We start from the raw sequence: 12,038 nt of genomic DNA, 5'->3' as shown, positions 1-12,038 counted from the left end.
TGTTTGCGCGGCAACATCATCACCTCAGACCCATCCACCATGCTGCAAGATACCCTGCTGTTCGCCGCGCCCGGCAATTTGCCCGTCGCCCTCGTCGCCGCCCTGTTCGGCCTGATCGTCGGCAGTTTCCTCAACGTGGTGATTCACCGCGTGCCGAAAATGATGCAGCGCGAATCCGATAATTATGTAGCGGAAGAAAGCGGCTTGCCCTTGCCGCATACGGACCGCTACAACCTGATGCTGCCGCATTCGCACTGCACCGCGTGCGGCCACCGCATCACGGCCATGGAAAACATCCCCGTCATCAGCTACCTGCTGCTGCGCGGCAAGTGCAGCGCCTGCAAGGCCCCCATCTCCGTGCGCTACCCGCTGGTCGAGCTGCTGACGGGCGCGCTGTCGGCCCTGTTGATCTGGCACTTCGGCAGCGGCTGGACGGGCCTGGCCACGCTCGTGTTTGCCTGGCTGCTGATCGCCATGACCTTCATCGATGCCGACACGCAAATGCTGCCCGACGACCTGACCTTTCCCTTGCTGTGGGCAGGTCTGCTGGTCAACATCAATGGCACCTTCGTGCCCCTGCAGGACGCCGTCATCGGCGCGGCCGCCGGCTACCTGGCACTGTGGGCCGTGTACTGGGCCTTCAAGCTGGCGACAGGCAAGGAGGGAATGGGCTATGGTGACTTCAAATTGCTGGCGGCGCTCGGTGCCTGGCTGGGCTGGACCATGTTGCCGACCATCATATTGTTGTCATCGCTGGTCGGCGCCGTGGTCGGCATCGGCCTGATCGTCTTCGCCAGGCGGGGGCGCGACAAACCGATTCCGTTCGGCCCCTACCTGGCGGCGGCAGGCCTGATCGCGCTGCTGTACGGCACGCCCCTGTCGCGCCTCATACCAGGCATGACCGGCTGATTGGCGCAGCACCGCGCCCCTTTGGATAAATACATGCAAACACAAAACGTCCCCTATTTCAGCGTCGGCCTCACCGGCGGTATCGGTTGCGGCAAGAGCACGGTGGCCGACCTGTTCGCCGCGCACGGCGCCACCATCGTCGATACCGACCAGATCGCCCACAGCCTGACGGCACCGAACGGCGCCGCCATGCCGGCCCTGGTGGCGGAATTTGGCCCCGACTATGCCGATGCGCGCGGCGCCCTCGACCGCACAAAAATGCGCAACCTGGTGTTTGCCGACGCCGCCGCCAAGGCCAGGCTGGAAGCCATCCTGCACCCGCGCATCCGCCAGGCCACCCTGGCGGCGGCCGCCGCAGCGACGGGCAGCTATGTGATCTTTGCCGTACCCCTGCTCGTCGAGTCCGGCGGCTGGGTGGAAAGAGTCAACCGCGTGCTGGTCATCGATTGCCTGGAAAGCCTGCAAGTGTCGCGCGTGATGGCACGCAATGGCTTATCGGAAGAACAAGTCAAAGCCATCATGGCCACGCAAGCCACGCGTGCCATGCGCCTGGCGGCGGCGGACGATGTGATCGACAATAATGGCGATTTGGCCGCCCTGGCGCCGCAGATTGCCCAGTTGCACGATTTATATCTGGCATTTTCAAAAAGAATGGCCGGAATCGGGCCGCAACGTTTGTAATTTGTCGACGCTTGGTTCAAAATCACGGGATTGTTTGCAGGTCCTTACTTAAGGGAATTATTTTGATTGTCTACGAATACCCTTTCAACGAACGCATACGTACCTTGTTGCGTCTGGAAGACCTGTACGACAAATTCAAGTTCTTCATCCAGCAAGAGCATGCAATGCAACATCATGTCGCCTTGGCAACCATTTTCGACATGCTCGAAGTGGCCGGCCGCGCCGACCTGAAGTCCGACCTGCTGCAGGAACTCGAGCGCCAGCGCCAGAGCCTGCTGGGCTACCGCAGCAATCCGAATGTGGAGCCGGAAACCCTGGACGCCATCCTCGGTGAACTCGACAGTGTCAGCGGCGCCCTGGTGGCGGCGCAAGGCAAGACGGGGCAGAATATCCGCGACAATGAATGGCTGATGAGTATTCGCGGCCGCACCATCATCCCGGGCGGCGCCTGCGAATTCGACTTGCCTTCCTACTTTGCCTGGCAAAAACGCAGCTCCGAGCAGCGCCTGACCGATATCCACGCCTGGTTCGCCCCGCTGGCGCCCCTGTTCGATGCGCTGGCCCTGGTCTTGCGCCTGCTGCGCGATTCCGGCGGACCCGTTAAACTGATCGCCAATGGCGGCAGCTACCAGCAAATGCTGCAAGGCAAGGTGTATCAAATGCTGCGCCTGAGCCTGGATGAAAACATCGGCGCCATCCCGGAAATTTCCGCCAACAAATATATGCTGTGGGTACGCTTCACAACCCAGGGTGGCGATGTGAAACCCAAGCCGCTGGAAGTCGATGTTCCGTTCGAGCTCACGCTCTGCAATTTTTAACTGTTACTTATTTGCCCCATCATGACCGTCGTTAACTGCCCTACCTGTGCCGCCAAAGTCGAATGGACTGAAGCCAACAAATTCCGCCCCTTCTGCTCGGAACGCTGCAAGCAGATCGACCTGGGTGCCTGGGCCGAGGAAAAATACACGATCCCCGCCGCCGATCCGTTCGAAGATCCATTGGCAGACGAAGACAACAAACCGCAGTAAATCTCAATTAGCCTCAATTAAACGGATTTTCCAGGCGCAGCCCCTGCGTCACGAAACTGTCGAGCCTGCCGCTGACCACCGTCAAGCCATAGGCGATGCCCATCGCCGCGATCTGTCCATCGACGCCGTGCACATGGCCGCGGCCATGCAGGCGCGCGCACACGAGTGCGCAATCGAGGTCAAATTCCAGCAGCCGCGGCGCATATTCTGCCAGCACGGCTTCCAGCCAGCCTTCCAGCGCCAGTGCTTCCAGCGCCGCTTCGCGCCGCCAGCTGCGCTGTATGCCCGCACGCAACTGCGCGATCACTTGCACCGGCACATAGCGCGCCTCAGGCGCTACCCGTTCGAAAAATGTGAGCACGCCTGCCGGCGCAGCGCCGCCCTTGCGCGCCGCAACGATCACATCCGTGTCGAGCAGATAGGCGGGCATAATCGTGCTGATTCAAGGGCGGCGCTCGAAATCCGCATCCAGCCCCACATCGGGCATGCCGCGCAAAATATCGTCGAGCGGGCGCTTCGGCAGCGGCCGCAAGGCGCTGCGCAGGATGTCGCGGTGCTCCTCTTCGATGCTGCGCCCATGCGCGCGGGCACGCTTGTGCAGCGCGGCGATCAGCAATTCATCGGTATCGGTAAAGGTCAGTGTCAGCGGCATGCGAAACTCCCCGGTGCGTGATGCAAGCACTGTAGCGCAAAGCGCGCACGATACAAGGAAAGTCACAGGAAAGCTTGCGCCAGCACGCAGCATGGCGCTGCCCGCTGGCGCGATTGAACATCAGGCCGACGCCAGGGATTCCCGGCGCACCTCGTCGAGCCATTCCAGCAGGGGAATGGTGGCAGGTAGCAAAGGTTCCACGCCGACCGTGCCCTGCCAGGCGAACGCCTGCCCTTCCAGGCTTTGCGGCTCGCCGCGCCATTCGTGGCTGATATAGAAATGCAGGCGCACATGGGCGTGCGGATACACATATTCGACGCCGCACCAGGCTTCGGCACTGTCGATATACAGCCCCAGTTCCTCGACAAACTCGCGTTTCAAGGCGTCAAAAATGGCTTCGCCCGGCTCGACCTTGCCGCCCGGGAATTCCCAATAACCGTCATACGGCTTGCCGGCCGGGCGCTGGCCCAGCAGCACGTCGCCATTCGGCTTCATCAGGATGCCAACAGCCACATCGACCGGTTTCACTTTCACTTCGCTCATTGCGGCAACTTTCCCACAGGTAGTTTCCCAGCATAATCGCGCGCGAATTGCCAGGCGACACGGCCCGAACGCGAACCGCGCTGCAAGGCCCAGCGCAGGGCATCGCCGCGCGCTGCCGCGATCTGCTCCGGCGTGCAGCCGAAGGAAGCGAGCCAATGGGCCGCGATGTCGAGGTAGTCATCCTGCTTGAACGGATAGAACGACAGCCACAGGCCGAAACGCTCGGACAGCGAGATTTTCTCTTCCACCGTCTCGCCCGGATGCAAATCGCCATCGTCGTCCGTCTTGTAGCTGCTATTGTCCGACATGCGTTCGGGCATCAGATGACGGCGGTTCGAGGTGGCGTAGATCAGCACATTGTCCGATTGCGCGGCGATGCTGCCATCGAGCGCCACTTTCAGCGCCTTGTAGCCATTCTCGCCCTCTTCGAACGACAGGTCGTCGCAAAAGATGATGAAACGCTCGGGGCGCGCCGCCACCAGGTCGACGATGTCGGGCAGGTCGGCAAGATCCGCCTTGTCGACTTCGATCAGGCGCAGGCCCTGGCCGGCAAACTGGTTCAGGCATGCCTTGATCAAGGATGACTTGCCGGTGCCGCGCGCACCCGTCAGCAGCACGTTGTTGGCCGGGCGGCCGCTGACGAACTGGCGCGTGTTCTGTTCAATTTGCGCTTTTTGCGTGCCGATATTGTGCAAGTCGTCCAAGGCGATGTTCGACACGTGGGCCACGGCCTGCAAATAAGCTGCTGCACCCTGGCGCCGGCGCCAGCGGAAGGCAAAGCTGGTCCAGTCCGGCGCTGGCGTCGCCTGCGGCAGGATCGCTTCCACGCGCGCCAGCAAGCTTTCCGCGCGCAGCAGGAATTGATCGAGACCGGTCATGAGCGGTAGTCAGCGTTAATCGACACGTAGTCATGCGACAGGTCGCACGTCCACAGGGTCGCCGTAGCGTCGCCGCGCGCCAGTTTCACGCGGATGGTGATTTCGCTTTGCTGCATCACGCGCTGGCCATCCTGCTCCTGGTAGTCCGGGTTGCGGCCACCATTCTTGGCGACCCACACGTCGTCCAGGTACAAATTCAATTGACCCACATCCAGGTCGTCCACGCCCGCGTAGCCGATGGCGGCCAGGATGCGGCCCAGGTTCGGGTCGGAGGCGAAGAAGGCCGTTTTCACCAGCGGCGAATGGGCGATGGAATAGGCGATCTTGCGGCACTCTTCCACGTTGCGGCCGTCTTCCACGGTCACCGTCATGAACTTGGTGGCGCCTTCGCCGTCGCGCACGATGGCTTGCGCGAGGAAGGTCGACAGTTCAGTGACGGCAGCGGCCAGTTGCGCATAGTGCGGCGAGTCGATGGAATCGATGACCAGGCTGCCCGCGCCCGTCGCTACCAGCATGAACGAGTCATTGGTGGACGTATCGCCGTCGATGGTGATGCAGTTGAACGACTTGTCGGCCGCCTGCTTCACCAGCTGGTCCAGCACCGGTTGCGCCACGGTGGCGTCAAACGCGAGGAAACCGAGCATGGTGGCCATGTTCGGCTTGATCATGCCGGCGCCCTTGCTGATGCCACTCAGGGTCACCGTGTGGCCACCGATGGTGAGCGTGCGCGAGCCGGCTTTCGGCTGCGTGTCGGTGGTCATGATGGCTTCGGCGGCCGAGAACCAATTGTCCGAAGTGAGCGCGGCCACGGCTTGCGGCAAGCCGGCGACCAGGCGCTGCACGGGCAGCGGTTCGAGGATCACGCCGGTGGAAAACGGCAGGATTTGCTGCGGCGTGCAACCCAGCAGCTCGGCCAGCGCGGCGCAGCTGGCCTGTGCGTCGGCCAGGCCCGATTCGCCCGTGCCCGCATTCGCGTTGCCCGTGTTGACCAGCAGCGCGCGGATAGGCGCGGCGCCGGCCGTCACGGCCGCCAGGTTGGCTTTCGCAATTTGCACGGGCGCGGCGCAGAAGCGGTTCAGGGTAAATACGCCGGCCACGGTGGCCGTCGGCGCCAGTTTCAATACCAGCAAATCCTTGCGGTTGGGTTTCTTGATGCCGGCTTCGGCAACACCGATTTCAATGCCGGCGACGGCTTTCAAGTCGGCGGCGACGGGCTTGGGAGAATTGACGGCCATGGTGATTTCTTCTGCGAGGGAAAAGGGAAGCGCTATTGTAGCGCCTTCGCGGCGCCGTTGAACATACGGCAAATGAATAGTCGCGCTGGCCCCGGCTGCGCCGCAGCGGGTCGGCAGCGTGGCCAGGTTTGCGATTTATCAGAACCATGCCACCTGGCGGCGCTAAGGTAGGGGCATGGACGATGGTGAGTCATGCCATCGCACCGGCCAGGGAGGATGTCATGGCGCATGCTCAGTCAAACCGAATGCAGCACAGCGATGCGGATCTGTCATGCCTGTTGCGTCTGTTGCGTCTGTTATGCCTGCTGACATGGTTGACGGCCTGTACGGTGCAGGATGGTGTGACACAGCGCACAGACTACGACTCTGCCGGACTGGCATCTGAAGCGCCGCCTGGCGCGGTAGCGCCGCCATCGACGATCAAGCCGTCGGGCAGTGCATGGTCGGGCATGGGTGGCTTGCTGGGCAACCTCGGCAATCTGGTCGGCAGCACCGGCAACGGTGGCACGCTGGCGTCCGGCAACGAGACTGCGCCAGCCGGCGCCATGCACGTCACCGTGTATTACGCCACCGACAGGCAATACCAGGCCCGCAGCCACAATTATGGCTGGCAGCCCAACCGCGCGGCGCCCTACCTCAGCTATGGCAGCGTCGTGGTGAGCATCCCTGAAAAAAGAGCGCCGGGTGAACTGCCGTTGCCGCCCTGGTACGCCATCCTTTCCAGCGATAATGCGCAAAAATATGTGCTGATCAAGGGAGCCACGCGCCTGTCGCGCGCTGATTTCCTCGCCACCGTCAAGGCCAGGATACAAGCCGCCCCGGAACGCCGCGCCGCCTTCATCTACATCCATGGCTATAGCAACTCGTTTGACGACGCGGCCCGGCGCACGGCGCAGATGGCGGTCGACCTCGATATCGGCGCCCTGCCCGTGTTCTACAGCTGGCCGTCGAAAGGTACCTTGGCCGGCTATGAATACGACCAGAATTCGGCCGAATGGACGCAGGCGCACCTGCAGGCCTTCCTGGCAGACTTCGCGGAGAACTCGTCCGCCACGGATATCTACCTGATCGCCCACAGCATGGGCAACCGCCCGATGACCGTGGCCCTGGCCAACCTGCTGGAAAAACGCCCCGAACTGCTGCCCCTGTTCAAGCAGGTGGTGCTGGCGGCGCCGGACATCAATGCCGATGTCTTCCGCGACCAGATCGCCCCCCGTTTTGCCAGCCTCAAGCTCCCCACCACGCTGTACGCGTCCGCAAACGACAAGGCCATGCGCGCTTCCTACACCTTTGCCGACTGGGACAGGATAGGCGACATCCGCGGCCCCGTCGTCGGCATCCCCGGCATGGAATTCGTCGATGCCTCGACCGTCATCATGAACTTCATGGGACACGATTACTTCGCCAGCAACCGCGTCTTGCTGACCGATATCGCCACCATGATCAAGACGGGGCAACGGGCAAGGAACCGTGGCGGATTGAAAGGCATTCCGTCGCAGGCGCCGCAATACTGGGCATTTCCCTGAACACATGAACACGCAGCGCATGCCATCGCGGACATAAAAAAACGGAGACCGCAGTCTCCGTTCTTGTTCAAGCTGTCAAACCGGCTTTACGCCAATTTTCCATGACAGGCTTTGTACTTCTTGCCGCTGCCGCAAGGGCATGGGTCGTTGCGGCCCACTTTGACGCCCATGCTCACGCTCATGTCGTCGACGTTGTCCGTGTTGCCGCCTGCCGCAGGCGCCAACAGTTCTTCCGGCGCCGCGTTCGGGTCGAACTCGGCGTGCTGGTAGTGCACGTTTTCCACGTGCGACTGCTGCATCGCCTGTTCGGCCGCATCGACTTCTTCGCGCGACTGGATACGTACCGTCATCACGTGTTTCGTGACGTCGTTCTTGATCATGTCGAGCATCTGGCCAAACAGTTCAAACGCTTCGCGCTTGTATTCCTGTTTCGGGTTCTTCTGCGCATAACCGCGCAGGTGGATACCCTGGCGCAGGTGATCGAGCGCCGCCAGGTGTTCGCGCCAGTGGCTGTCGACGCTTTGCAGCATGACATTGCGCTCGAAGCCACCAAAAGATTCCTTGCCGACGATATCGATCTTCGACTGGTACACGGCATCGGCCGCGACCAGCACTTTTTCCAGGATCTCTTCGTCCGTCAGGGTCGCATCGGCTTCCAGCATTTGCTGCAACGGCAAGTCGAGCTGCCATTCGCTGGACAGGGTATTTTCCAGGCCCTTGATATCCCACTGCTCTTCCACCGATTCGTGCGGCACGTACTCGTGCACCAGGTCGGTGAACACGCCATGGCGCAGCGAGCCGATCATTTCCGAAATATCGGTCGTTTCCAGCAGTTCGTTACGCTGCTGATAGATGACTTTACGCTGGTCGTTGGCGACGTCATCGTATTCCAGCAATTGCTTGCGGATGTCGAAGTTGCGCGCTTCGACCTTGCGCTGGGCCGATTCGATCGAACGCGAAACGATGCCCGCCTCGATCGGTTCGCCTTCCGGCATTTTCAGACGGTCCATCACGGCGCGCACGCGGTCGCCGGCGAAGATGCGCAGCAGCGCGTCGTCGAGCGACAGGTAGAAGCGCGACGAACCCGGATCGCCCTGGCGACCGGCACGGCCACGCAGCTGATTGTCGACGCGACGCGATTCGTGGCGTTCGGTGCCGATGATGTGCAAACCGCCCGCATTGACCACGTGGTCGTGCAAGGATTGCCATTCGTCATGCAATTTCTTCGCTTGCTCGGCTTTTTCAGCATCGCTCAGCTCAGGATTGGCATCGATGAACTTGATCTGGTTCTCGACGTTGCCGCCCAAGACGATGTCCGTACCGCGACCGGCCATGTTGGTGGCGATGGTGATGGCTTTCGGACGGCCTGCCTGGGCGATGATTTCCGCTTCGCGGGCATGCTGCTTCGCGTTCAGCACGTTGTGCGGCAAATCGGCCTTGGTCAGGATGCCCGACAGCAATTCCGAGTTTTCGATCGAGGTCGTACCGACCAGCACGGGCTGGCCGCGCTCGTAGCAGTCGCGGATGTCGTTCAACATCGCGTTGTATTTTTCCGCCGACGATTTGTAGACCTGATCCTGGCGGTCCTTGCGCTGCAACGGACGGTTTTGCGGGATCACGACCGTTTCCAGGCCGTAGATTTCCTGGAATTCGTATGCTTCGGTGTCTGCCGTACCGGTCATGCCGGCCAGCTTGGCGTACATGCGGAAGTAGTTCTGGAAGGTGATCGAGGCCAGGGTCTGGTTCTCGTTCTGGATCTTGACGCCTTCTTTCGCTTCGACGGCCTGGTGCAAGCCATCGGACCAGCGGCGGCCCGTCATCAGACGGCCCGTGAATTCATCAACGATGACAACTTCACTGTTCTGCACCACGTAGTGCTGATCCTTGAAGTACAGCGCATGCGCGCGCAAGGCCGCATACAGGTGATGCACGAGGCTGATGTTGGCCGAATCGTACAGCGAAGCGCCTTCCGGCAGCAGACCCATTTCCATCAGGATGCGCTCGGCCTTTTCGTGGCCCGCTTCCGTCAGCAGCACCTGGTGCGCCTTTTCATCCTTGGTATAGTCGCCCGGCACGTCAACCTTGCCCTTGCCGTCCGGCGTTTCTTCGCCGATCTGCAAAGTCAGCAGCGCAGGCACTTCATTGATCTTGTAATACAGGTCCGTATGGTTCTCGGCCTGGCCCGAAATGATCAATGGCGTACGCGCTTCATCGATCAGGATCGAGTCGACCTCATCGACGATGCCGAAGTTCAGGCTGCGCTGCACGCGCTCGCGCGCTTCGTAGACCATGTTGTCGCGCAAGAAGTCGAAACCGAATTCGTTGTTCGTGCCATACGTGATGTCGGAGTTGTACGCCTGCTGCTTGGCGCTGTGCTCCATCTGCGACATGTTCACGCCCGTCGACAGGCCCAGCCACGCATACAGGCGGCCCATGGTCTCGGCATCGCGCTGCGCCAGGTAATCATTGACGGTGACGATATGCACGCCCTTGCCCGACAAGGCATTCAGGTAGGCTGGCAAGGTCGCCATCAGGGTCTTGCCCTCGCCCGTGCCCATCTCCGCGATCTTACCGAAATGCAAGACCATGCCGCCGATCATCTGCACATCGAAGTGGCGCATGCGCAGGACGCGCTTGCTGGCCTCACGGCAGACGGCAAATGCTTCCGGCAACAAGGCATCGAGCGATTCGCCAGCGGCGATGCGTTCCTTGAAGGCAGGCGTCTTCGCTTGCAGCTCGGCATCCGACAGCTTTTCGATGGCCGGCTCGAGCGCATTGATCTCGCGTACCGTTTTTTGGTATTGCTTGAGCAGCCGCTGGTTGCGGCTACCGAAAATCTGGGTCAGTAATGACATGCTTGAATTCTTGAAAAAACGCCGTTAAAAAAAGCTCGGTAGGTGACAACGAGGTAACAATCGCGTGACCGCACGGAGTTCGACTATGGCAAAAGACGATGATTTTATCATGCGTTCCCGCCAAGGTTGGGCTAATGCACCATATAACAATAGCTTAATGACAAACAAATGGCAGAAATTGCGGACATTTTCCATACTGTAAGGCAATACGGCCGGCCCGCCTGCGCCGCACCCGCCGCCGCACTCGTCATGCGCGGGCGAGTGTGCTATGTTTCGGCCATGCGAACTCCCACTTACTCTCCGGCACCGCGCCGCGGCTACGGCTTTGCCCGTTCAGGCCCGGCCGTCACGGGCGCAACCGATTTTCTGCGCGGCAATGCCACGATGGCTTCCCTGATGCCCACCGTCACGCGCCTGGCCGCCCTGCAAAAAGATTGCGCCAGGGCCTTGCCGGCGATGTTCGAGCATTGCGACATCCTGCAATTCGAGAGCGGCCAACTGGTGCTGGCCACGCCGAACGCGGCGCTGGCGGCCAAGCTCAAGCAGCAATTGCCAAAATTGCAAGGGGAACTGGAAAGAAAGGGCTGGCAGATTTCAGGCATCAAGCTGAAAGTGCAGGTCATCAGGAGCATCGCGCCCATCGTGCATACGCGGGCACTGGTCTTGCCGGAAAAGGCCATGACGGCCCTGGAAGAGCTGAGCACGGCCCTGCCCGCGTCGAAGCAGAATGAACAGTTGATCGCGGCGCTGCGCAATATGCTGCGCCACCACCGCGAACCGAAGGACTAGCTCAGGTCAAAGACCACTCACGTTCCATTTGACGCAGGTAGGATTGCGGCGCTTCCGCGTTCGTGGCGAACGAGACGATTTCATACGCATCGGGCTGCTCCAGCAGCGCCAGCAGCAACTGGTTGTTCAGCGCGTGGCCCGACTTGTGCGCCGTGTAATACGCCAGCAAGGGGTGGCCCACCAGGTACAGGTCGCCGATGGCGTCGAGGATCTTGTGGCGCACGAACTCGTCTTCATAGCGCAAGCCATCGGCGTTGAGGATGCGGTATTCATCCATGACGATGGCGTTTTCCAGCGAACCGCCACGCGCCAGGCCCATGCCGCGCAAGCTTTCCACGTCCTGCATGAAACCAAAGGTGCGCGCGCGCGCCACGTCGTGCACATACGACACGTCGCCGAAGTCGACGGAGGCGCGTTGCATCGTACCATCGACGGCCGGATGGTTGAATTCGATGAAGAAGTCGAGCTTGAAGCCGTCATACGGCGACAAACGCGCCCATTTCTCCGCGTCACCCTTGCCGTGACGCACTTCCACCGGCTTGATGACCTTGATGAATTTCTTCGGCGCCGGCTGCTCTTCCACGCCAGCCTGCTGCAGCAGATAGACGAAGGACGAGGCGGAACCATCCATGATGGGAATTTCTTCCGCATTCACGTCAATGTACATATTGTCGACGCCCAGGCCGGCCGCCGCCGACATCAGATGTTCCACGGTTGACACCCTGGCGCCATCCTTGATCAGCACGGAAGCCATGCGCGTATCGCCCACGGCCATGGCGCTGGCGGGAAACTCGACGATGGGATCGAGGTCGATGCGGCGAAACACGATGCCCGTGTCGATCGCGGCGGGACGCAAGGTCAGCTCGACCTTGGTGCCAGAGTGCAAACCGACACCGATGGTGCGGACCTGTTGTTTGATAGTGCGTTGTTTTAACATGGCAC

At 61.1% G+C, this 12,038-nt stretch carries 13 protein-coding genes; 6 read left to right on the top strand and 7 right to left on the bottom strand.

Features of this window, described 5'->3' with window-relative positions:
- Positions 1-39: 39 nt before the first annotated feature.
- The 4 genes from C8C92_RS05895 (at position 40) to yacG (ending at position 2,618) form a co-directional block, all read left to right on the top strand.
- Positions 40-909 (top strand): A24 family peptidase, encoded by an 870-nt coding sequence (locus tag C8C92_RS05895; RefSeq protein WP_099764280.1) that lies wholly within the window; start codon positions 40-42, stop codon positions 907-909.
- Between the two features lie 33 nt (positions 910-942).
- On the top strand, positions 943-1,590 hold the full coding sequence (gene coaE, locus C8C92_RS05890) for a dephospho-CoA kinase (RefSeq protein WP_116745857.1): 648 nt from the start codon (positions 943-945) through the stop codon (positions 1,588-1,590).
- Between the two features lie 62 nt (positions 1,591-1,652).
- Positions 1,653-2,408 (top strand): cell division protein ZapD, encoded by a 756-nt coding sequence (gene zapD / locus C8C92_RS05885; RefSeq protein WP_099760578.1) that lies wholly within the window; start codon positions 1,653-1,655, stop codon positions 2,406-2,408.
- Positions 2,409-2,426: 18 nt separating this feature from the next.
- A complete protein-coding gene (yacG, locus tag C8C92_RS05880) occupies positions 2,427-2,618 on the top strand; it encodes a DNA gyrase inhibitor YacG (RefSeq protein ID WP_034748814.1) in 192 nt (63 codons plus the stop codon).
- 13 nt (positions 2,619-2,631) lie between these two features.
- Here yacG and C8C92_RS05875 read toward each other — a convergent pair whose 3' ends face one another.
- The 5 genes from C8C92_RS05875 to argJ form a co-directional block, all read right to left on the bottom strand.
- On the bottom strand, positions 2,632-3,048 hold the full coding sequence (locus tag C8C92_RS05875) for a VapC toxin family PIN domain ribonuclease (RefSeq protein ID WP_099760579.1): 417 nt from the start codon (positions 3,046-3,048) through the stop codon (positions 2,632-2,634).
- A 12-nt stretch (positions 3,049-3,060) separates the two neighbouring features.
- Entirely contained in the window at positions 3,061-3,270 is a 210-nt protein-coding gene (locus C8C92_RS05870; protein WP_099760580.1) for a DNA-binding protein, read from the bottom strand.
- A 120-nt stretch (positions 3,271-3,390) separates the two neighbouring features.
- Positions 3,391-3,813 (bottom strand): NUDIX domain-containing protein, encoded by a 423-nt coding sequence (locus C8C92_RS05865; protein ID WP_116743251.1) that lies wholly within the window; start codon positions 3,811-3,813, stop codon positions 3,391-3,393.
- Positions 3,810-4,691, bottom strand: coding sequence for an ATP-binding protein (locus C8C92_RS05860; protein WP_116743250.1), 882 nt, complete (start codon positions 4,689-4,691; stop codon positions 3,810-3,812). The genes C8C92_RS05865 and C8C92_RS05860 overlap by 4 nt, the downstream gene beginning before the upstream one ends.
- Positions 4,688-5,926, bottom strand: coding sequence for a bifunctional glutamate N-acetyltransferase/amino-acid acetyltransferase ArgJ (gene argJ / locus C8C92_RS05855; RefSeq protein ID WP_116743249.1), 1,239 nt, complete (start codon positions 5,924-5,926; stop codon positions 4,688-4,690). The genes C8C92_RS05860 and argJ overlap by 4 nt, the downstream gene beginning before the upstream one ends.
- Before the next feature lie 341 nt (positions 5,927-6,267).
- Between argJ and C8C92_RS05850 the strand changes: the two genes are divergently transcribed.
- Entirely contained in the window at positions 6,268-7,452 is a 1,185-nt protein-coding gene (locus tag C8C92_RS05850; RefSeq protein ID WP_165829294.1) for an alpha/beta hydrolase, read from the top strand.
- An 86-nt stretch (positions 7,453-7,538) separates the two neighbouring features.
- Here the strand turns inward: C8C92_RS05850 and secA are convergent, their stop codons facing one another.
- Positions 7,539-10,307 carry a preprotein translocase subunit SecA gene (gene secA, locus C8C92_RS05845; RefSeq protein WP_099760584.1) on the bottom strand — a complete coding sequence of 923 codons (2,769 nt, stop codon included), beginning with the start codon at positions 10,305-10,307 and terminating at the stop codon, positions 7,539-7,541.
- A gap of 279 nt (positions 10,308-10,586) precedes the next feature.
- On the opposite strand from secA, the gene C8C92_RS05840 reads away from it, so the two are divergent.
- Entirely contained in the window at positions 10,587-11,096 is a 510-nt protein-coding gene (locus C8C92_RS05840) for a DciA family protein (RefSeq protein WP_116743247.1), read from the top strand.
- A 1-nt stretch (position 11,097) separates the two neighbouring features.
- Here C8C92_RS05840 and lpxC read toward each other — a convergent pair whose 3' ends face one another.
- Complete coding sequence (lpxC, locus tag C8C92_RS05835) at positions 11,098-12,033, bottom strand: UDP-3-O-acyl-N-acetylglucosamine deacetylase (protein ID WP_116743246.1); 936 nt, start codon at positions 12,031-12,033, stop codon at positions 11,098-11,100.
- Positions 12,034-12,038 lie beyond the last annotated feature (5 nt).

Origin of the sequence: Janthinobacterium sp. 78 (genome assembly GCF_003096775.1) — a bacterium.
In the GTDB taxonomy this organism is placed as follows: Bacteria; Pseudomonadota; Gammaproteobacteria; order Burkholderiales; family Burkholderiaceae_D; genus Janthinobacterium; species Janthinobacterium tructae.
Note: the sequence above shows the minus strand (reverse complement) of the source record. Positions and strands in the feature narration are given on the sequence as shown.